Origin of the sequence: Paenibacillus sp. FSL R5-0887 (genome assembly GCF_038002305.1) — a bacterium.
GTDB lineage: Bacteria > Bacillota > Bacilli > Paenibacillales > Paenibacillaceae > Paenibacillus_AQ > Paenibacillus_AQ odorifer.
The window spans coordinates 3,652,679-3,674,085 of record NZ_JBBOCE010000001.1 but is presented as its reverse complement, the minus strand read 5'-3'; the positions used below and the strand labels follow the sequence as shown (position 1 = coordinate 3,674,085).

Below are 21,407 nucleotides of genomic sequence, written 5' to 3'. Positions count from 1 at the left end.
CTATACTATACTGTATTGCGTTCTATAATACGGTACTCAAGCTTGCGGTGAACGGGTTGTCCATCATTTCGCTGGATCTGATCATAGATAATCCGAAAAGCGGATATGCCCATTTCAGTTAACTGATTATCTACAGTGGTCAGACCTAACGTTCGGCCGATAGGCTGATCATCAAATCCAATGACGGCCAAATCCTCAGGAATGCGGATACCCTTTTTCCAAGCTTCGATGATTAAACCAGCCGCTATATGATCGCCTGCTGAAATAATCAGGGCATCAGGACGATTCTTCATCTGCAGCAGTTGGTGAAGTACGCGGGCACCGTCCTCTTCGGTCAGACAGTTATAGATCATCCATTCATCATTGTAAGGCTGATCTGTAGCTTCTAGAAAGTCTCTAAAGGCAATTTGGCGGATAGAGCTGCTGCTGCCGTGTGGTCTTCCTTCACAGTAGCCAATATGGCGGTAACCTTTATCATTCAAATATTGAAGGCCACTGCGAAAAGCAGAATAATGCTCAATATATACAGAAGAAAATTGGCGTTCTCCCCTATCCTGACATACCACAATAGGACCATAAGCTGTATATTCTTCAATAGCTTCTGAGCTCATTGTTGAAGAGACCATAACTACACCGTCAATTTCTTTGTTCCGCAGCATCTCAAGCACTTTAATTTCTTCTTCCGTACGATAATCGGTTTGGCAGAGAACGAGCCGGTATTGAGCCAGCAGTGCTTCTTGAGCCAAGCCTGCAATAATGACTGAGAAATAAAATAAGTTGGTATACGGAATAATAACAGCTATAGCTTGAGTCCGCCCAGTGATCAGATGCACGGCGTTCATATTACGCGTGTAGTTTAATTTTTCAATAGTATTTAGGACTGCGGTTCGTTTGACTTCACTTACATAAGGGTGATTATTGAGCACCCGCGAGACTGTTGTCACAGAAACACCAGCCATACGGGCAATTTCTTTAATATTAGCCATTAGAGTACAACAGCCTCCCTTTTGTGCTTGTGTATAGTCATTTTATTTTATCATATTGTCCGCAAATTACCTCCCAAATAAAAAGCTTGCTATGGAATCCATTTCATAAATTAGACTGTAAATGCAAGAGATTACCGGACTAAACCGGCGTAACCACAAGGGCGTGACGGACCGGTATATCTATTGTATTAATAAAACTAAGCTGTTCGTGAAGCCTTTGGCGATCTGTTCCGAAACAGCTCCCACACAATAAACAACAGGACAAGCAGCTGTGGAAGCAAGGTTTCCCAAGTGGGATACATGCCAAGCCAGTTAATTGAAGGCAAGCCCTCTTGTACATGTGCAGGAAGTTTGCCGGCAACCTGAAGCGAGTGAATGCTCTCCCCAAGAAAGCGGAATACTAGGTAATAAATCAGAATTGTAGCTGTACGGAAGAAGGCGGCAATCGGTAATTTTGCACTCAAGGCAATAATTGCATAACCTACAATAACAAGAATAATCAGAGCACATCCAATCCCAAGCAGTAATTGAGACAGCTTGATGGATGGAGCCATGCCCACATAAAAAATTGTAGTTTCTGCACCTTCACGTAAAATAGCAAGCGCTGCAACGGAGGACAGTGACCAAAGGTTTCCTTTGGCCAGCGCGCCATCAACTTGCCTACCCACGTAGTTGTTCCAATTTGCAGTGTTTGATTTGCTATGTAACCAGCGTCCGATTGTGAGCATCATAACTACTGCGACAAGACCAGTAATTCCTTCAATCATCTCCCGTGCTCCCCCGGAAGCTGCCCGAGAAATGGTATAAGTGAGCACAACAGCCAATCCGATACTTGCGATGAGGCCGACAGCTGCACCGGACCAGATCCATTTTTGCGCTTTGGCGTTCCCATCACGTTTCAGGTAAGCAAGAAGAGCTGACAAGACGAGAATAGCCTCAAGCCCTTCGCGCAAGAGAATCAAAGCGGCATCCCAAGCATTATAAGTGGTTTCACCAGCCAAAGGCGTTAGTTCGCTAAGCATATTGTTCATGATGGTTAAAGCCTGATCCAGTTTAGGCGGATTTGAGAGCAGGTAACCTGTGACAGCCGCACTCTCATTTTCGATATTGTTGTAGACTGTTGGTGAGGCGATCTGGACTTGCCCTTCGGCAGAAGGCCAGGCTACGATGAATTGCTCCATGATGTTAGCGGCTTCTGTGCTGTTATTGTCTTTGGCAGCGGAGGATGCTTTGTTCAGGTAGCTGATTAGTCCCTCTATAGAAGCTGGTTCACTGGAAGTATCCCCAGCGTCAATGGTTTTGCCTTCACTGTAATCAGCCAGCAGTTGATACAGAGCTTCTGCTTCCGATTTCGCCGATGCCTCGCGAAGCGGTTCAGCCTGCAGCGCAATCCGCAGCAGGCTTATTCGCGTCTCCAGCAGGCTGTAGACGGCGGAATCGTCCGCCCGGATGTTGCGCTCCGCCGGCTTCCATCCGCTGACGATGTCGCGGTACGCTGCCGCTGCCGCGCTCCAGTCGGCGCTGCGCGCCGCATCCCGCGTGCGTTCCGCCGCGGGCAAAAGCTTCGCCGCCGTCTCGCGTCCGGCGGCTCCGGTGTCACCGCCGACCGTGCCGGAGGCGGCGGTGACGTACGCGTCCACGCTTCTCGCGAGCGTGGACAGTGCGGTTTTGGCGGGCTCGCCGCCGCCCGCCGCAAGGGCTTTCGCCGCGTCTGCAAGCGCGGCGTCAACGGCAGCAGCCGGACCGGCGAGTGCCGGGTCCGGCGTGCCTGTGTTCGCGGTGCGCCACAGCGCAGCGAACACTTCTACATCGGCCGCGGCCGCGTCCCAGCGGCTCTGGCCGGCTTCGACGAGTGCGCTGCCGACCGGCGGCAGGAGCTCGTCGACCGTGCCATCGCCCTCCGCCCCCGCGGGGTTGGAGAGCAAAAGCATACACAAAAAGCCAAACAGAATCAGCAAGGCAACCTTTGGCATTTGCCGTTTAGGATGCGTAAGAGATAACATCGGGATAATCCCCCTTCAATAATGGACAGCCATAAATTTAGCTTAGTAGTGTTTCCCCGATAAAGCCGCCTCTGCGGACACCGGGGAAGCAGGCAAATACAGCGCTGCCGGTGTGAGTCATATATTCGTTCAAAAGATCAGTCTTAGAGAGGCGCTGCTGAATGGCAACGAATTGTTTCATTAAATCACGTTGAAAGCTAATGAATAACAAACCTGCATCAAGCTGGCCCGTGGTGACGTCCAAACCGCTGGAAAAAGAATAGGAGCGGCGCAGCATTTTGACTGTACCGTCACCATGCGCCAATGCGGAATGTGAATTCACCGGAATGACAGGTTTCCCGGAAGCGTCCGCAGCTGAAAGATCCAGATCATCGAATTCATCCTTAGCTCCGAGTGGAGCTCCGGTGTGACGATAACGCCCGAAGGTAGCCTCCTGATCACTTAGCGACGACCGATCCCAGACTTCAATACGCAGACGTACCCGGCGTACCGCCATATAAGTGCCGCCGCTCATCCAAGAAGGACCGTCACTGCTGCTGTTCCAGACCACTTTGTTCATTTCAGCGTTATCGGTTGTATCGGGATTGCCCGTGCCGTCTTTGAAACCCAAAAGATTGCGTGGCGTAGCCCCCTTGGGATCCGCTGCTCCAGTGCGTTGAAAACCTTCCTGTGTCCAGCGCAGTACAGCAGTCCCCCGGGCGATACGCGCCAGATTACGGATCGCATGGAATGCGACCTGCAGATCATCCGCACAGGCTTGCACACAAATATCCCCGCCACACCATTTCGGATCAAGATTGTCACCCGCAAATGCCGGAAGATCGGCCAATAGGGCTGGGCGTTTCGAAGCTAAGCCGAATCTTTCATCAAAAAAGGAAGGACCAACACCAAAGGTCAGCGTACACCGTGCAGGGTTTAGCCCGTCCGCTTCCCCGGTGTCTGAGGGTGGAAGATTGGGGTTGTCGTTTACGTCACCAATAAGCTCGCCAGTAGTAAGAGCGGCAGCGGCAGTGGTCCATGCTTGCATTATTTTTTTCACATCGGCCAGTTTGGTTGTGGTGAAATCAAAGGCAGCAAAATAAATAAAGTTCTGTGCAGGTGTCAAAATCCCCGCCTGATGGCTCCCATAAAAAGGAATGGAACTGGAATCACCTTCTGCGGCCTTCGTTGGCTCAGCTACAGCATTACGCGCAGCCATAATTCCACCGACACCTCCGCCCCCTAACAAAAGACCAAGGCCAGTGGCGCCAGTAAGCCGCAGCATATCGCGGCGGCTTAATTTTTTACCAAATATAGGCTCATTCTTCGATTGATCATTAAGAGGGGGACTTTCAGGATTACCTGGTACTCCAGTGAACTTGTTATGTTTATTCATGAGGGTCACACTCCTAGAATAGTTCCCATGTTGGACAATGGCTCAGCCAAGGCGTCCAAATTCTGACTCAGTTTACGTACTTCATCTTCTTTCAGCTCTTCATAGGAAACATATCCATCTCCGGATTTGAAAGGGGCAAGCTCAGCTTGCAAGGCAGCGAATCGTTCACCAATGGTTTTTTCAAGATCGGCATCTTTTTTTGCTAGTTCTGGTTTTAACAGCTCGTATATCTTTTGCGCACCCTCAACGTTTGCGACGAAATCATACAGGTCTGTGTGCGAGTAACGTTCTTCCTCTCCGGTTACTTTGGAGGAGGAGACCTCATTTAACAGCTCAACAGCACCAGTTACGAGCAGATTCGCGTCGATCTCAACGGTCTCCACTTTCGCACGCAGCAGCTGTGCATCCTTCAGCAATTGGTCAGCAACTTCTGTCATGTCTTTAGTTGTATTGTCCTGCCAGAGTGCTTTCTCAAGCTTGTGGAAACCGCGCCATTCTGCCGCATCTACATCATTTTCCCGGGCATCGATATTTGGGTCCAAGTCACCAAGGGCTTCTGCAATAGGCTCAATCCGTTCGTAGTACATGCGGGCAGGAGCGTAGAGCGCCTTAGCCTCATCAATCTTGTCCTCTTTTACAGCGTTGGTGAAACTCTCTGTTTGCTTTACAAATTCATCACATTGCTGGATGACGTATGTGCGATATTGATCTATAGCTGACGTGAAGTCAGCGGTGGCAGTCTCCGGTGTGTTGGTAGCCGCATCAGTCGTCGGTGCGTTGGTGGCTGTAGTGCTGTTGGCAACAGTATTTGTAGAATTGTTGTTATTGGCACATCCAGTGAACAGTATGGAGGCCGCAAGTAGACTTGCAGGCACAGCATAAGTAAATTTCATTAAAAAAACACCCCTTTTTTTATATCTAAATGATAATCGTTATCAATTATGCTGGACTTATCATAAGTCCGTATACAATTACTGTCAATATAAAAATGTGATGTATCTCATTGTAATAATTGCACGACAAAAAACTCCCAGGGTTGGGAGTATAGTTTGTAGCAATGTATCCGATTACAATTGAAAAAGCAGAATAGTAACCGACCCGGCGAACTTTTGTGCATACGTAGTAACTAAAGGACCCAGATGACACTAAATGCAGCATTATTTGATATTTGAGTCGCTATCGGACCGCATAGTCGCTATTGGCTTGAAAAGTACCGAATATGAGCCTGTTTCTAAGGAATAGCGTCACTGGAGTCCGAAACTTCGCTCAAAAGGCGATAAATTTGTTAATAAAGCCATCTGGGTCCGAAAGCCTCAGTAGGGGCTGATGAATACACTATTGAGGCGGGCAGTCGACCCGGCGAACCATTACGCGCACGCAGCAGTAACCGCCCCAGCAAACTTTTGCGCGTACGCAGTAGCTAAAGGACCCAGATGACACTAACCGCAGCATTATTCGATATTTGAGTCGCTATCGGACCGCATAGTCGCTATTGGCTTGAAAAGTACCGAATATGAGCCTGTTTCTAAGGAATAGCGTCACTGGAGTCCGAAACTTCGCACAAAAGGCGGCAATTTTGCAAATAACGCCATCTGGGTCCGAAAGCCTCAGTAGGGGCGGTGAATACACTATTGAAGTGGGCAGCCGACCCGGCGAACCATTGTGCGCATGCAGCAGTAACCTACCTAGCGAACCAGTGTGTGTATGCAGCAGTAAAGCCCCAGCGAACCTTTGCGCGCACGCAGCAGTAACGGCCCCGGCGAACCATTGCGCGACGCAGCAGTAACCGCGCCAGCGAACTTTTGCGCATAAGCAGTAACTAAAGGACCCAGATGACACTAAATGCAGTATTATGCGATATTTGAGTCGCTATCGGACCGCATAGTCGCTGTTGGTTTGAAAAGTACCCTATATGAGCCTGTTTCTAAGGAATAGCGTCACTGGAGTCCGAAACTTCGCTCAAAAGGCGATAAATTTGTTAATAACGCCATCTGGGTCCGAAAGCCTCAGTTGGGGCTGGTGAATACACTATTGGAGCGGGCAGCCAACAGCCTACAACATAAAGCAGCGATTCCCATTAATGGCGAATCGCTGTTCTAAGTCGTTTACGATGTTTAAATGAAGGGAACCGTCTCATTTATAGTTAATTAAGCTGTTAAAGTGACAGTTCCATTCTTTGAAGGTTTGATCTGCTTAAGAATAAGATCAAGGCGTCATCCGCTTTTTATCGTTCATTATGGGATTCATGATCTGCAGAGGGTTGGTTTTCGAACACTTCTGCAGCTTCCTCTGCAGAAAATTCAGGTTCGAATTTACCTACGAGTGGTAATTTGTTTAATTTCGTTGTTTGTACTTCTGCTTTGGTAGGTTGATTGTTTTTTGAATGGCTCATACATACACCTCCTTTAATAAGGAACAACAAACCGTAGTTTGCCCTGAAAAAAGATGTTCTTATTCATGAAAATTTCAGGCTTTTGCATTTGAATGAACTAAGCCCATTTTATAATTGTGACAGCACCATTAACATCAACACTACATAATATGTTTTGACTGTATCCCTTTACCTTGTTATACCAAACAAACCCAGGGCAAGGAGGGGTGACACCATTGAAGGGTGTACTACCAAAGTTTATAAACGTTGATATATAAGGGTTTTTTAAGATGTGAAGTTGCTTTTTTTACGATTTGGTGCTAATTTGGTGTTAATCACGTTTTTAAATGATCGGAGGTTACCCAATGGGAGTATATAAAGATAAGAACGTTAAAAAGAATCCTTGGTATTATTCGTTCTATACGGGAACTATAACGAATGGCAAACGAGATCGGGAGAAGCAACGTGGATTTAAGACAAAGAAGGAAGCTGAGGCAGCTGAGGTTGAGCATAAGTCTAGGCTAAAGAATGGAACTTACTTTAATCCTCAAAAGACTCCGTTTGGAGAGTTCATTTCAGAATGGTGTAAAAATAAAAGAAAAATATCTGAAGAAACAAGGGAGATGTATGAGAACAATATTCGGCTCTACATCAAACCGTCCTTGGGTGATATTCCATTATCTAAATTGAATGCACAACACATAGAGGATTTCATTACATTCATGATAGAAGAAAAAGGACTTGGTGAATGGTCGGTTAAACGTACATTCTCCAATGTTAATACATGTTTGAATGATGCCGTTAAGAAAAAACTGATTGAGTATAATCCATGTAGTGTTGTAGACAAGCCGAAGGTGAATAAAAGAATACGCCCAATTTGGACTCCTGAATTTGCTTTTGATTTTTTGGAGAAGACCAAAGGGACGAGCCGATATTGGATTGCAACATATCTTGCCATAATGACTGGTATGAGACCTGGAGAGATATTAGGATTACGTTGGTCGGATATTGATTTTAAAAATAACAACCTATCCATAAAGCAGACCGTAACCAAAAGACGGCGGATTAAAGAGGGGGCAAAAACCAAGTCAAGTGTTAGGTCAATAGCGTTGTCTACAGAGACAATTACAGCTTTGAAGGAACACCGATCCCTCATTTTACAGGAACGATTATCACTCGGCTCCGAATATCAAATGAATGATTTGGTAGTATGCACGTCTTTTGGTGGTCCATCAACAATGAGAAGTATTCAACGTATGTGGGAACGTCAATTGAAGAAATACGAAGCACCTCATATTGCATTTTATGATCTCAGACACACTCATGTGGCATTCTTGATCCAGCAGAAGGTACACATCAAAGTTATATCTGAAAGATTAGGGCATACCTCGGTGTCGTTCACGCTGGACACATATGGGCATTTGATGCCTAACATGCAGTCAGATGCAGCTGAAAGTTTAGACCAGCTCCAAAGAGATATTTTAACCACCATAAAGTAGCAGCAGAGAGTAAAGAATAATAAAAGGAAAAACAAAGGATTAGGAATGAGCATTAGGTTTTAGACGTGTTATATTAGTAGCATAGGAAATCAAGAAAGAGCAGTACCCGACACAATCTAGTACCTGTTTGACGGCGGTAGGTAGCCAAGAGCGTAAAGCCTACAGAGAGTCGCAAGGGTATCAATTGCGGGATAGCTGTTCTTTTTGCTTCCTATAGTATATGTAGTATCATTGATTTAAAAATGATATGGGGGTTGGAGAGATGGACCTCGAAATAATAAATAAGGCACAGGAAATCTTTAGCGATAGTTATAGCCTTGTTGAGGAACGGGCAAAGAAGTACGCAAATGATACCGAGAACAAAATGGTAGACGTACTCAATGTATTGATAACCATCGCACAACGCAGAGGACCGGAGTTAGTGATAGGCGAAAGTAACGTGCGAGCTTTGATAAATGAAGAAGCGTTATACCAGCTTATCAAATAAATGATACTTAAGAAGTCGCCAATAGGCGGCTTTTTTGTGCCCAATAAGAATCGAAGAGTGTCTTGTGTGTGGGTTAAGCGAGATAAGGGTAAAAGTGTATGCATAATACTCAAACGCATAAACTAAGAGGAGTTGCAACATATAGGAGGTGATGGCTATGTGTCTCCATGGGGTCTACAAGATGGTGAAAATCATAAATGTGAATCAAGGCAAAAGAGAAGTGGTAGTAGATGCCTGTATTGCAGACGAGATACAAGAATTAAATAACTTGGGCATTGTTACATTGGGATGTTGCTGTGGTCATGGCATGTCAGGGCATATTACTGATTGGGAGAACAGTTTCGGGAAGTGGAAAGGTGTTCAGGCACCCCCGAGCACTTTAATAGACGAGGCAAGTGTAGAATTAGCGAAGAGTCAAGGATATAGACCTTACCCTTATTTTTATTCAGATGGTAGTCAAAACGGCGTATGGCAAATGAATCTCAAATCCGGATGCATTACAACGGACGAATGTATTCGGTGGCATGAGAGTAACGACGTACCGTATATAGAGGATATTGGCGTATTGTGAGGAAAAGAGGAGTCATCAGCTCCTCTTTAAAAGATTTATTTACGATGTTTTGCGGCGTAACAGTGTTTACAACCGTCATAGGTCGCAGGGTAAAGTACAGTGTAGTCAACTTCAGTATCAATCCTGTGACTCGAACTAATCAGGTTTATGTTGCATGCAGATACCGTGTGGGCTGATCTGTGAACTTCCTTTTCAGGTCCGCTATTAACAATATAAGTTGCCATTTTATTCATCCCTCCTTTCATATACCAATATTCGACCAATTTAGAGGAAAATCCTTCCTAATGGCGAATTGTGGTGGTGGGGGTGAATAAACATGAAAATATCAGCAAGTCAAACAGTTGTCATTTATTTTGTAGGTGGTGGGACAACAACGATCACTGGAGATAACGCAAGAACCATAGCTTCAAATCTCCAGAGAAACGAATGGTTAGATTTAGGTGATAAATTTATCCAATCTAAGAATGTTGCTTACTACACAGTTGATGGAGCACCTGAGTATGATCCTCCGAATGTCGATGGAGGGTTTTAGTCATCGTACAGTTGTCAATCGGTCATGTAGAAAGTAGTACATAAGCCATCCATAACCTGGGTGGCTTTTTCTATGCCCAGAAAGGAGTGAGCTATCTGAATAAGCGCATTAACATCCTATTACAACTGATCTTTATTGCAGCTATAACATTAACCCTATGGAATGGTGCAGAAGGAGCAAAGCTTAATCAACGATATGAGAGGTCTATCCAACGTCATGAGCAGAGCAGTAAGCAATATGAGCAAAGCGTAAAAGAATACAACGATTATCTGCAGAGTACCAAGGCACGCATTGAAGAGAGAATCAGAGAGATAAAACAGGCTAAAGTTAATTAAACATTGAGAGGATCGGTGAACAAGATGATTAGAGTAGAATATCGCAATCGTGTTGGTGACGCGGATATCGAAAGGATCATAGAAGTGGGTGACATCAGTCAACTGACAGTGCAAGAACGCGCTGTAGTCATAGGGTTGCCCGTGCGGATAAGCGAATCAGTGTGTGAGGATTGCTGCGCCGAACGTGAAGAAGTTGACAACAGTACAACAGAAGAAAGGATGAACGATATGCAATTCGATCAAGTAGGAGCAATCATGTTCTATGATAAGGACAACACGCTGGTAGGGAGTGTAGGAGTTGAGTCTGGCACGTACACTGAGGAACAGATTGAGTCTATCGCACAAGGGGCTCTAATGGATGTCTTCTCCTCTGAGGAGGTTAAACGTATCACCTACTTCACTGTAGAGACTCATCACCTTATACCCTATAAAGGTGAGTGCACAGAGCCCGAAGGGCAGGGAGACTCAACAACAATATCTATACATCCAACAGAAGAGAAGGTAGAGGGGATCTCTGAGAGGCGTATTGAATTACTCCTACAACAAGGTGGATCTATAGAGGGGGTAGTTGATAGAGCCTCTGCATCCCATGTACAGAACCTTGTAGAGCATGGACTGTTTGAGAAGGACTTCTATATTAAGCATAAGCTCGAAGCCTTGCGTATCCTTCACGGAGGAGATAGCTTTCAAATGCAACAATCTCTTATTGTTAAATCATTAATGAGTGATCTCGGCATTGATAATGAGGAATGCAGCGTAAATGCGTCAGATTTTGGTTTAAAATAACTTTTTTTAGCTTTTGGGTCCCTCTGAGATTTAAAAAAATAATGCGGGTGCGCGTGAGCCCGAAAACCGTTCAGATTTTATTTTTGGTTTTCGCTTTCCCTTTACCTTATCTGTACGCCTTCTGAGGGCTTCTCTGAGGGGTTATTTCGCGTTGCTTGGAGAATAATCCCTTCTAATAATGAGGCGCTATTACATGGCTTAAATTCGCTCTGAGGACATAGTTGAAATCATGAATCAAAAAGGAAAGTGGTGAACGACTTATGAGGAAAGGAGAAAACAAAACGGAGGGCATCGTCGGCACAAGTGAATTAGCTGCTGTTGTGGGGAAAACGAAACAATGGATTGGTCAATTGACACGTGACGGGGTGCTTGCTCAGGTAGCACGGGGGAAATACAACCTAGCTGAATCAGTGCAGGCTTATATTCGGCATGTGACCGGAACAGCAGAAGTAGGAAAGATCAGTTACAACGATGAGAAGGCACAGCACGAACAAATAAAGAAGGAAATTGCGATTCTGGAGTTGGAGGAGAAGAGAAACAACCTGCACACAACGGGGGATGTGCTGGATGCATGGGGCGAATTGGTTGTGAATTTTCGGGAGAGGTTGCAGGGTCTGCCTCCGAGGATGGCAACCGAACTGTCACACATGACTGATGAAAAGGAAATCCGTTTATTAATGGAATCCAAGATCAACGATGCTCTAACCGAGCTCGCAAAATATGACCCGTTGGCTGATAGAGAATGAACGCGCAGCGAAAGCAAACCTTCACTCTCTTACGTCAGGCAATCCAACTCGTCAAACCTCCGGAACCATTAAGTATTGCTGAATGGGCTGACCAGCACCGCATTCTTTCACCAGAGGATTCCTCAGAGAAGGGACCGTGGAGAACAAGCCGTTCACCCTTTCAGAAAGAACCGATGGAAGCTATTTCTGATCCAGAAGTGGAGTCAGTAGTAATGATGTGGGGCGCGCAGCTAGGTAAAACTGCTGTTCAATTGAATACAATCGGCTATTATACCGGGCATGATCCGGCTCCGATCATGGTAGTACAGCCGGATTTAGTAGTCGCGAGGGACTTTTCCAAGGACCGACTTGCTCCAATGTACCGAGATTCTCCGCAATTGGCGAAGCTCATAACCAAAGATAAGAGCAGAGACACCAGTAATACCATACTATACAAGTCCTATCCAGGCGGCAGAGTTAACATAGCAGGAGCGAATTCTCCGGCTTCACTGGCATCCAAACCGATCCGCGTTGTCATTGCGGACGAAATTGACCGTTTCCCAGTGTCAGCTGGAAAGGAAGGCGATCCTGTATCACTGGCTACAGCCCGTACAGATACCTTCTATAATAAAAAGTTGGTATTTGTCTCCACGCCAACAATCAAAGGTATGTCCCGAATCGAGAAGCTGTATGAGGACAGTACGAAAGAAGAATGGTGTGTACCGTGTCCATCTTGCGAAGAGTACCAGCCGTTCAAGTGGGGTCAGATCAAGTTTGAATACGACGAGGAAACTTCGGACTGTATTAAGGTTGAAATGGCTTGCAAACATTGTGGTTCTTTGCATCAAGAACATGAGTGGAAGCATGACTACACCGAACGTGGTAAGTGGATTGCGGGTAAAAAGCACGCAACAACACGGGGTTTCCATCTGAATAGTTTGGCTGGGACAATAAATGTTACTTGGAAAAAGCTTGTTAATGATTGGATGAAGGCTCAGCGGGGTGGATCTCAGCTGCTCAAGACGTTCATTAATACCAAATTGGCTGAGACTTGGGAAGAAAAAGGGCAAAAAGTAGAGCATGAAGTGCTCCTTAATCGCCGTGAAATGTACCAGGCTCGGGTGCCTACAGGCGTACGATACCTCACTGCAGCTGTCGATACTCAGGACACACGCTTTGAAATTGACGTGATGGGCTGGGGAAAAGGGTACTCAAGTTGGAGAGTTCAGCGCCATATCATCGTTGGGGACCTTAATCAGCAGCAGCCGTGGGATGAACTGGACGAATTTCTAGGGCGAAGCTGGAAAGATGCGGAGGGACGGACGTTTCGCCCGGTCAGAAGCCTCATTGACTCCGGTGGTCATCATACGCTAAAGGTGTACAAGTTCTGCAAGCCACGCCAAGGTCGGAATATCTATGCTTTGAAAGGTGAAGAGAAGGGTGATGGCACGGAAACTCCGCTACTAAACGGGATCAGTACAAATAATGTGGTGAAAGCAACTGTGATTCGCGTCGGAGTATCCGAAGGGAAAGCTACGGTGTTTGCATCGTTAAAACTTGAGCCGGGTAAGCCAGGTTCTTGCCGATTCCCTTTACCACATCCAGATAACCCTGACCCATTTGTCTATGATGAGGAATTTTTCAAGCAACTCACAGCCGAGCAAATGGTTACTCGTTACAAAGAGGGGTTGCCTTACACCGTTTGGGTGAAGACTCGAGCACGGAACGAGGCGCTTGACCTTGCAGTGTACAACCGGGCTGCCATTGAAATGATAAATCCAAACTTTGACCTTCCATTACCGGATCCAGTGAGTGCGCGGGCGGCTCCGATAAAAGCCAAAAAGCCCAAGAAAAAGAATGTAGCAAGCAGCATATAGACCAGTTAAAGGAGGTGAGAAAGGGAAAATGCCAAGAATACCTTATGAGGAAGCTAAAGCCAAATATCAAATGTGGAATGAAGCTGAGGATGCTATAGCTACAGGGAGTTCCTACAGTATTGCCGACAGATCATTAACCCGTGCCGATATGGCTACCGTTCTTATGATGAAAAGAAAGTATGGACGTATTGTTGATGCTTATGAGAATGGTGGTAAACGCCGTTCTAGGACAGCGGGATACTACCCTGTTGACCGATGAATATCATCGATAAAACACTTAACCTAATTGCTCCTGGAATTGCCGCTAAGCGGGAACAAGCTCGAACCGAGATTGTAAGGCAACAGGCGGTACGCAATGTCACCAGCCAATTAATCGGAGGTTCCGGAAGTAATGGGCGGGGTTACGGCAAGCATGGAGCCAGTACAACCAAGTCATCCATGCTTTTCTGGCAAACACCTGCAGGAGATGCAGACGTAGACATCCATCAGAACGTCCCTAAACTGCGGGAGCGGGCTCGGGACTTGCATATGGGTACTGATATCGTAGCAGCTGCACACAAAGGATTGCGTACTAATATAGTCGGAACCGGACTACGTCTTAACCCTTCCTTTGATGCTAAATTCTTAGGTCTGGATGAGGTTAAGGCTGAGGAGCTACGTAGTACCATTCAGCGAGAGTGGTCCTTATGGGCAGATACAACAAAATGTGACGCTGCTGGACTCAGTGATTTTTACCAATTACAAGCCTTAGCATTTATATCAACCATGATGAGCGGCGATGTATTCGCACTTATGCCGAGTAAAAATCGCCCGTGGTCAGTATACGATCTCAAGGTGAATTTAATCGAAGCAGATAGATGCGCAACGCCGCCAGATAAAGTGATTACAGACAGGGATAGAGTTCAGTCTGGTGTTGAAGTCGATGATGATGGAATGGTTGTAGCATATCATTTCAGCAATCGACATCCGGGAGCAGATGGATACAACCTGACTGGAGCGAATGAATGGGTGCGCGTCGAGAAATATGGCAAACGAACTGGACGGGTAAATGTCCTTCATTTGTTTGAAGCAGAACGTCCGGGGCAGCGTAGGGGTATTCCTGTTATTGCGCCAATCATTGAATCACTGAAGCAACTAAGTCAGTACACAAGTGCAGAGCTAGCGGCGGCTGTTATTACTTCTATGTACACAGTTTTTATCACAACCCCTGCAGATGACGAGGGAAGTACCCCATTTGATGGTGTTGGGATGGATGACGATGACTTAGATGGAGCGGATAATGTGCCAGGATCTACTGGTGACGAAATCAAGCTTGGTCAAGGTGCTATCATGCGGACTGATCCGGGTGAGGATGTGAAATTTGCCGACCCGACCAGACCTAATCCGAACTACGAGGCATTTGTTCGTGCCATGCTTAAGCAGATGGCAGCGGCGCTTGAGTTGCCTTATGAAATATTGACTAAACAATTCACCAGCTCATATTCAGCGAGTCGTGGCGCACTTCTGGAAGCTTGGAAGATGTACCGTATGCGCCGTTCGTGGCTATCAAAAACATTTTGTCAGCCTATCTATGAAGAATGGTTTGTAGAGGCAGTTCTTAAAGGAAGAATCAACGCACCCGGCATCTTTGATGATCCGGCTATTTTTGCTGCTTACACAAAAGCAGAATGGCACGGTCCTTCGCAGGGATTGCTTGATCCAACCAAGGAAGTTGATGCGGCTGTCAAACGGATGGATAACAATCTTTCCACAGCAACGCGTGAAACTGCTGAGATTAATGGCGGTTCATGGGAGGACAACGTTCGGCAGCGGGCGTACGAAAAGTCTCGCTTAAGAGAGCTAGGGTTAACTGAGTCTCCAGCGGGATCATCAACCACCGTAGCGCCACCCGATCCTTCGAAAGAAGGTGATGAAGATAACGATGACGAGGAAGGGGGTGATTAATAAGAATGGCAAAAAAAATCAGACTTAACGGAACAGTTGTAGGAGATAGAAACGCCTACATTTATGAGTGGCTTGAGATTCCGCACATCAGTCCTTCCTCAGTAAGTAGGTTGCTCGAAGAAGCGAATGGAGAAGAGATTGAGGTTTACATTAGTTCAGGTGGGGGAGATGCATGGGCTGGCAATGAGATCTTCACTTTAGTGAAGGAGTATAGCGGGTTCGTAACTACAAAAATCCCTTCCATTGCCGGTAGCGCCGCATCTGTTTTTGCAATGGCAGCTGACAAGGTTCTGATCTCTCCAACTGGTCAAATTTTCATCCACAACTCAGCGACTTGGACTGATGGAAATAAGGAAGATCATCAGCAAACAATTCAAATGCTTGAAAGTGTTGATGAAGCGATGGTCAATGCTTATGTTCTCAAAACAGGGAAAACGCGCGAAGAATTACGGAACTTAATGAAGAATGAAACGTTTTTTAACGCGCAACGCGCGGTTGAATTGGGATTTGCTGACGAAATTATGTTTGCAACTGAAGAACTTAATCCAACAGCAAACCTGTCAATGGGTGCAGAGTTGCCACCGGATGTACTGGATAAAGTTCGTAATAAATTGCTGTCTATGACGCCAGCAAAGGGCGGGGCAAACAGTCAGATTGAATTGACTGCGGCGAAGGCGAAAGAGCCTAAGACTGCAGATAAAACAAAGGAGGAACCAAAGACAATGGATATTAACGAATTAAAGGAAAAACACCCTGAGCTTTTTGCACAGGTGACTGGAGATGCCGAGGCAGCCGAGAGAACGAGGGTCGCTGCAATTACCGCTCTTGCAGAAAAAACGCCGGGTTCTGCTGATCTGGTCAAAGCAGCGATTGCTAATGGCGAAACAGCGGGAGAACTGGCTATCAAGATTGTAGAAGCATCGCAATTGCGCATTAGCACTGCTGCTAAAGAGCGCGAACTTGATGTTGAAGAGAGTGGAATTGATACGGTGAAATCATTAGAAGCCAAAACGCCTAATGCAACTAAGGAAGAGGATGCAGAGGCAGCAGTCGCCAGTATGATTGCAATGGCACAAAATATGAAACCCAAGAATGGAGGTCGTAGATAATGTCAGAGTATACTAGCCCATCGTTTGATGAATTGTTTGCAGGTGGAGTAAAGCCGGAGAGAATGACGGCGATCATTATTAAAGCTGGTTCCGGGGTAGTAACACGGGGAACTGTATTGGGCGCTGTGTCTCAGCTGCCTGAAACGGATTTATACGCTGGAACACCTATCACAGCTCCAGTTGATTCTACTAAATCTGATGGCTCTGAAGCACCATATTGCATTCTGGCGGATAGCAGCATTGATGCAACCACAGTTGATGTGCGAGCTGCTGCTTATCTAGATGGTGAATTCAATCGTGATGCTCTTAAGTTCGGCGGTACAGATAAAGTAGCCACACATGAAGAGGCTATGCGTAAAATCGGCTTGATTACAAAACGAGTAGTTAAATAAGGGAGGATAAAAAAATATGCCATCATATCATGACATTTTAGAAATTCCAACACTAGTACGAGTTGTTGAAGCATTTCCTGAAGACTCGTACTATCTGACAACCACGTTCGCTAGCGAAGGCGAGACATTCACGACTGATGAAATTGAAATTCAAACAAAAAAAGGTCATCGTCCACTGGCGCCATATGTAAACGAGTTGTTGCCAGGTAAGGTAGTCCTTCGTACTGGGTTCACAGCCAAGACGTATACTCCTGCACTATTAAAACCGATGCGCGTCATCACTAGACACGACCTGAAGGTTAAACAAGCAGGAGAAACACTCTTGAATCCAAAGACTCCCGAACAACGTTACCAAGAGTTGATCGTAAAGGACCTGTCCGAGCTTACGGATACTATCGATAGACGTAAAGTGCAGCAACTATCTGAAATTATGTTTACAGGTAAGACCGAACAGATCGGTGAAGGCGTCAGCCAAGTGCTCGACTGGGGCTTTACGAATATTGAAGTGTTGTCTGGTACAGATTTGTTCTCCAACCCAGACACGAATGTCATTGAATACCTTACCGACTGGGTACAGGAAGTCATGGAAAAGAGCGGTCGTACAATGCGTCGTATTCTTACTACGGCGAAGGTGGCTCGGACCATCGTGAACCACCCGACACTGTTGAAACTGATTGAAGCAAAGAAAGAAACTCTTGATGTTGGTGATCTGAATCAACAAATTTTACCTGAAGGTGTTATCTATCATGGATATCTGCGTCAGGCTAATCTTCAAATCTGGTCTTATACCAACTCGTATACGGATGACGAGGGCGATGAGATTTCTTATATTCCTGAGGGAACACTTGCGTTGTTGCCGGACGGTCAACCATTTGAATTTTTGTATGGTGCGAATTTAGTTGCCAACGAGAATGGTGATTTCATGTTCGCCCAAGCAAAAATTTACCCTCAAGTGCTTAGTGAAAAGGAGCCGCCAAGCCGTAAACTACAATTGCTTTCCCGTCCAATCTGTGTTCCTGTTAACGTTGATGGCTGGTATGTCGCAAAAGTTCTTTAATTCAAAGGAGGATATTTACTCATGGTATATGTTGCTGAAATGAACATTCGTCACAATGGTAAGAAAATTGCGATCGGGGAACAGATTCCCAAGGACATGAAGAAAGAAGAAATTGAACGTTTGCTTTCTATGAAAGCAATTAAGGATCCAGAAACTGAGGCTAAAGCAATTAAAGAAGCGGCCGCAAAGAAAGCAGAAGCGGCTGGCGAGTAAGGGGTGTTTGTTGTGAACCTCCGTGATCAAATCAAAATTGATAATCAGCGAACATTTTTAAACACAAATGAATTTGCTGATCTTTATATCATCAACGGAAAGCCAGTTAAGGTAGTTCTTAACGCAGCTACCGACAACAAGCACCCCCTGGCTTATGCTGAGGGGGTTTCGCTTGTCAACGATACTTTGCATGTGGATGTGCTGGAGCTAGGCTACACACCAAAGCAAGATGAATGGCTGAACATCAACGGCACCGAACATAGGGTAGTGCGAGTGGCATCCGAAAAGGGGATGCTTGCAATTTATCTGGAGGCGAATGTCGGGTGAAAGTTGAGGGTTTGAGTTTAGCGATTAAAGGTACTAAGGCTCTAAAGGATAAGATGCAACCAGCAGCCTCACTCGCTCTTAACCGTGTTGGTAAAGGTGTTGTAACCGAAGCCTCACGCAAGGTAAAGGAGACATATAACATCAAGTCAGCAGATGTTAAAAATGCAATGCGGCTAGTGTTATCGTCTCCGGGCGCTGGGGAGGTCATTATTAACTCCAAAGGTCGAAACCTACCTGTTACTCGGTTTAAGGTCACACCTAAGGCACCGACAGGCAAGCGACAGAAAATGGTTAAGGTCGCAATCAAGCGCGGAGATGCCAAGAAGGTAGGTAATGCGTTTGTCGCTGTACGGAGAGGCACAGTCGGAGTTATGAAGCGGCAGAAACCCACTGGACAGAGCGGGCGTGCTCGCGTGCTTAATGCTAAAGGATTTAAGCCTGAACTGCCGATCGAGGAGCTTCACGGTCCAGCAATACCGCGTATGCTCAATGAGTCACAGGTTGTGGAGCATATCCAAAACGAAGCCAAAGAGCGAATGGAAAAACGTCTTGAACATGAGATAAAGCGCATTTTGAAATGAGGTGTCTAATATTTCTACGCCAGTCTTATTGCTACAAGCAATCAAGGAATTTATCGAAGTGTTGGTAAGTAAGAACGTGGATAAACCGCCAGCTGTTCATATCGGTTTTTTGCCTCAGAAAAATAGGGAAAATGCAGAGATTAGCGAGTTCCCTTTTATTCTTGTACGTCCTTCAACTGGTGACGATCAACAAGACAGCTCAAAAGTTACAGTAAAGCTTGTATTTGGCGTCAAAGCGGAGGACCAACAAGGATTTATTGATCTTTTTAATATCATGGAGCAAGTGCGAATCGAATTTCTACGGCAACGGATTATTAATAGGCGATACAAGATGGAGCTCCCTTATAAGTGGGAGTTTTTTGACGAGCAGCCATATCCAGAATGGTACGGTCAGGCTACTACTATTTGGACATTGCCAGCAATTCAGGAAGAGGAGGGGTTATTTTGAGTGTTAAGAAGGAAAAAGAAGTGCCAGATTTTGAAATTCCTGATGTTTTACCTAAAGAAGAATTACCGCAGGAGTCCGGAGATGTCAAAGAAAGGATTGCTCCGTTAATTTACTTGGGACCAAACCTGCCGGGTGGGTTGTTATCCGGCAACACCGTTTTTAAAGGTGGAAAACCTGCACACATTGAGGAGTTAATCACTGCACAGCCAGAACTATCTGACCTCATTGTCCCAGTGGATAACATTAATGAAACGTTGTCTCGCATTAATAGAGCAGGTACTGCGGAATACCAAGCCTATCAGGCTTTGAAGGAGGCTAAGTAATGGCATTTAATCATGGTGTTACCACTTCGGAGAGAGCGACATCTGTACTCTCCACAGCTAGCGTAAGCGCTGGTATACCAATCGTATTCGGCACGGCTCCTGTTAATCAGACGGGACTTACTAAAGCCCCTGTAAATACCCCGGTGCTTGTTAACTCCTATGCAGAGGCTGTAAATGCCTTTGGTTATAGTGACGACTGGAAATCGTACTCTCTGTGCGAATTCATCAACGCATATTTCCAACTGAACGGACTGAAACCTGCGATCCTAGTCAATGTACTTGATCCGTCAGTACACAAGACTGTTGTTGCGGCTGCATCTAAAAACGTAGTCGATAAAGCGGTCACGATTTTAGATTCTAGCGTTATACATGACGATACATTGACTGTTAAATCTTCAGATGCTGCCACGTCTTACGCCAAAGGAACAGATTACACCGTAGCCTTCGATAGTGATGGCAACACGGTTATCTCCATTAAGCCAGGAGGCGCTATTCCGAGTGGCGTTTCAGCCTTGAGTGTGGCTTATACGAAGCTTAACCCATCAGTTATTGATGCTGATGACATTATAGGCGGTATGGATGTAGGTACAGGTTTGGTAACTGGACTTGAACTTGTCAATCAAGTATTTCCTCGCTACGGATTGGTTCCGGGGCTGATCCTTGCACCTGGCTATTCCCACAACCCTACAGTCGCGGCAGTGATGGTTGCTAAGGCTGGGAATATCAATAGCACATTCACTGCGTTCGCATTGACTGATATGCCTACAGACACATTAAAACGTTACACGGATGTGCCGGCTTGGAAAAATATAAACGGGTATACATCGGCGCTTCAAGTTCCGTTATGGCCTAAGGCGTCTAAGGGCGGCAAGCAATACCACATGTCTACTCATATCGCTTGTGCAATTGGGGTTGCTGACGCCGCTAATGATGGCGTTCCTGTGGCATCTCCATCCAACAAATCACTTGTCATTGATGCAGCAGTGCTTGCTGATGGTACTGAGGTATTCCTTGGTCCTGATCAGGCTAATTTCCTAAATAGTCAAGGCATTATGACTGTTCTGAATTTTGTAGGAGGATTCAAGGCGTGGGGTAACTATACAGGAGCTTATCCAGCATCTACGGACCCAAAAGATGTGTTTATGTCCATTCGTAGAATGTTCATTTGGGCTAAAAACAGCATCATCTTGACGTATTGGAGCCAAGTGGATAACCCAGCTACACCACGACTGATTGAGACGATAACTGACAGCATTAACATTTGGCTTAACGGTTTAACTGCGAGTGGTTATCTACTTGGTGGACGTGTGGAGTTCAATGCTGCAGACAATCCCATCACAGACTTGATGGCAGGGAAATTTAATTTCCAGATTTACATTACACCACCGGGACCGGCTCAGGAGTTGGCGTTTAAGTTTGAATATGACGCTGCATATCTTGAGACGTTATTCGGTTAAGGGGAGGGG

The 21,407-nt window shown here is 45.8% G+C and carries 24 protein-coding genes; 19 read left to right on the top strand and 5 right to left on the bottom strand.

Annotated features, from left to right (window positions below):
• Nucleotides 1-5 precede the first annotated feature (5 nt).
• From MKY14_RS16425 to MKY14_RS16405, 5 genes are all read right to left on the bottom strand, one after another.
• The gene (locus tag MKY14_RS16425) at nt 6-986 is read right to left on the bottom strand and encodes a LacI family DNA-binding transcriptional regulator (protein WP_076130419.1); all 981 of its coding nucleotides are present in this window, start codon (nt 984-986) and stop codon (nt 6-8) included.
• A 197-nt stretch (nt 987-1,183) separates the two neighbouring features.
• Nucleotides 1,184-2,989, bottom strand: a complete 1,806-nt coding sequence (locus tag MKY14_RS16420) for an FTR1 family iron permease (RefSeq protein WP_445669868.1) — start codon at nt 2,987-2,989, stop codon at nt 1,184-1,186.
• Between the two features lie 37 nt (nt 2,990-3,026).
• Entirely contained in the window at nt 3,027-4,364 is a 1,338-nt protein-coding gene (efeB, locus tag MKY14_RS16415) for an iron uptake transporter deferrochelatase/peroxidase subunit (RefSeq protein WP_340976907.1), read from the bottom strand.
• A gap of 5 nt (nt 4,365-4,369) precedes the next feature.
• Nucleotides 4,370-5,257, bottom strand: coding sequence for an iron uptake system protein EfeO (gene efeO, locus MKY14_RS16410; RefSeq protein WP_340976906.1), 888 nt, complete (start codon nt 5,255-5,257; stop codon nt 4,370-4,372).
• 1,331 nt (nt 5,258-6,588) lie between these two features.
• Nucleotides 6,589-6,756, bottom strand: coding sequence for a hypothetical protein (locus MKY14_RS16405; protein WP_169744806.1), 168 nt, complete (start codon nt 6,754-6,756; stop codon nt 6,589-6,591).
• Between the two features lie 344 nt (nt 6,757-7,100).
• Between MKY14_RS16405 and MKY14_RS16400 the strand changes: the two genes are divergently transcribed.
• From MKY14_RS16400 to MKY14_RS16310, 19 genes are all read left to right on the top strand, one after another.
• Nucleotides 7,101-8,234 carry a site-specific integrase gene (locus tag MKY14_RS16400; RefSeq protein ID WP_076219172.1) on the top strand — a complete coding sequence of 378 codons (1,134 nt, stop codon included), beginning with the start codon at nt 7,101-7,103 and terminating at the stop codon, nt 8,232-8,234.
• Nucleotides 8,235-8,496: 262 nt separating this feature from the next.
• Nucleotides 8,497-8,721, top strand: coding sequence for a hypothetical protein (locus tag MKY14_RS16395; RefSeq protein WP_340976904.1), 225 nt, complete (start codon nt 8,497-8,499; stop codon nt 8,719-8,721).
• A 181-nt stretch (nt 8,722-8,902) separates the two neighbouring features.
• The gene (locus tag MKY14_RS16390; RefSeq protein WP_340976902.1) at nt 8,903-9,292 is read left to right on the top strand and encodes a hypothetical protein; all 390 of its coding nucleotides are present in this window, start codon (nt 8,903-8,905) and stop codon (nt 9,290-9,292) included.
• Nucleotides 9,293-9,608: 316 nt separating this feature from the next.
• Nucleotides 9,609-9,824: a hypothetical protein gene (locus MKY14_RS16385; protein WP_340976901.1), complete on the top strand. Its 216-nt coding sequence runs from the start codon at nt 9,609-9,611 to the stop codon at nt 9,822-9,824.
• A gap of 86 nt (nt 9,825-9,910) precedes the next feature.
• On the top strand, nt 9,911-10,159 hold the full coding sequence (locus tag MKY14_RS16380) for a hypothetical protein (RefSeq protein ID WP_340976900.1): 249 nt from the start codon (nt 9,911-9,913) through the stop codon (nt 10,157-10,159).
• A gap of 24 nt (nt 10,160-10,183) precedes the next feature.
• On the top strand, nt 10,184-10,945 hold the full coding sequence (locus MKY14_RS16375) for a hypothetical protein (RefSeq protein WP_340976899.1): 762 nt from the start codon (nt 10,184-10,186) through the stop codon (nt 10,943-10,945).
• A 260-nt stretch (nt 10,946-11,205) separates the two neighbouring features.
• The gene (locus MKY14_RS16370; RefSeq protein ID WP_340976898.1) at nt 11,206-11,691 is read left to right on the top strand and encodes a hypothetical protein; all 486 of its coding nucleotides are present in this window, start codon (nt 11,206-11,208) and stop codon (nt 11,689-11,691) included.
• A complete protein-coding gene (locus MKY14_RS16365) occupies nt 11,688-13,547 on the top strand; it encodes a phage terminase large subunit family protein (protein ID WP_340976897.1) in 1,860 nt (619 codons plus the stop codon). Before MKY14_RS16370 ends, MKY14_RS16365 begins: the two co-directional genes overlap by 4 nt.
• Nucleotides 13,548-13,575: 28 nt before the next feature.
• On the top strand, nt 13,576-13,806 hold the full coding sequence (locus MKY14_RS16360; RefSeq protein WP_076274358.1) for a DUF6148 family protein: 231 nt from the start codon (nt 13,576-13,578) through the stop codon (nt 13,804-13,806).
• On the top strand, nt 13,803-15,491 hold the full coding sequence (locus MKY14_RS16355) for a phage portal protein (protein ID WP_340976896.1): 1,689 nt from the start codon (nt 13,803-13,805) through the stop codon (nt 15,489-15,491). The genes MKY14_RS16360 and MKY14_RS16355 overlap by 4 nt, the downstream gene beginning before the upstream one ends.
• A gap of 5 nt (nt 15,492-15,496) precedes the next feature.
• Nucleotides 15,497-16,600 carry a head maturation protease, ClpP-related gene (locus MKY14_RS16350; protein WP_340976895.1) on the top strand — a complete coding sequence of 368 codons (1,104 nt, stop codon included), beginning with the start codon at nt 15,497-15,499 and terminating at the stop codon, nt 16,598-16,600.
• Nucleotides 16,600-16,992, top strand: a complete 393-nt coding sequence (locus MKY14_RS16345; protein WP_340976893.1) for a head decoration protein — start codon at nt 16,600-16,602, stop codon at nt 16,990-16,992. The genes MKY14_RS16350 and MKY14_RS16345 overlap by 1 nt, the downstream gene beginning before the upstream one ends.
• 16 nt (nt 16,993-17,008) lie before the next feature.
• Nucleotides 17,009-18,049, top strand: a complete 1,041-nt coding sequence (locus MKY14_RS16340) for a major capsid protein (protein ID WP_340976891.1) — start codon at nt 17,009-17,011, stop codon at nt 18,047-18,049.
• Between the two features lie 21 nt (nt 18,050-18,070).
• Nucleotides 18,071-18,262, top strand: coding sequence for a hypothetical protein (locus MKY14_RS16335; protein WP_340976890.1), 192 nt, complete (start codon nt 18,071-18,073; stop codon nt 18,260-18,262).
• Nucleotides 18,263-18,274: 12 nt separating this feature from the next.
• Nucleotides 18,275-18,589, top strand: coding sequence for a hypothetical protein (locus MKY14_RS16330; protein ID WP_340976888.1), 315 nt, complete (start codon nt 18,275-18,277; stop codon nt 18,587-18,589).
• Nucleotides 18,586-19,170, top strand: a complete 585-nt coding sequence (locus MKY14_RS16325) for a phage tail protein (protein ID WP_340976887.1) — start codon at nt 18,586-18,588, stop codon at nt 19,168-19,170. Before MKY14_RS16330 ends, MKY14_RS16325 begins: the two co-directional genes overlap by 4 nt.
• A gap of 58 nt (nt 19,171-19,228) precedes the next feature.
• Nucleotides 19,229-19,618: a hypothetical protein gene (locus MKY14_RS16320; protein ID WP_340976886.1), complete on the top strand. Its 390-nt coding sequence runs from the start codon at nt 19,229-19,231 to the stop codon at nt 19,616-19,618.
• Nucleotides 19,615-19,941 carry a hypothetical protein gene (locus tag MKY14_RS16315; protein WP_340976885.1) on the top strand — a complete coding sequence of 109 codons (327 nt, stop codon included), beginning with the start codon at nt 19,615-19,617 and terminating at the stop codon, nt 19,939-19,941. The genes MKY14_RS16320 and MKY14_RS16315 overlap by 4 nt, the downstream gene beginning before the upstream one ends.
• Complete coding sequence (locus MKY14_RS16310; protein ID WP_340976883.1) at nt 19,941-21,398, top strand: phage tail sheath family protein; 1,458 nt, start codon at nt 19,941-19,943, stop codon at nt 21,396-21,398. Before MKY14_RS16315 ends, MKY14_RS16310 begins: the two co-directional genes overlap by 1 nt.
• The last annotated feature ends 9 nt before the right edge of the window (nt 21,399-21,407 follow it).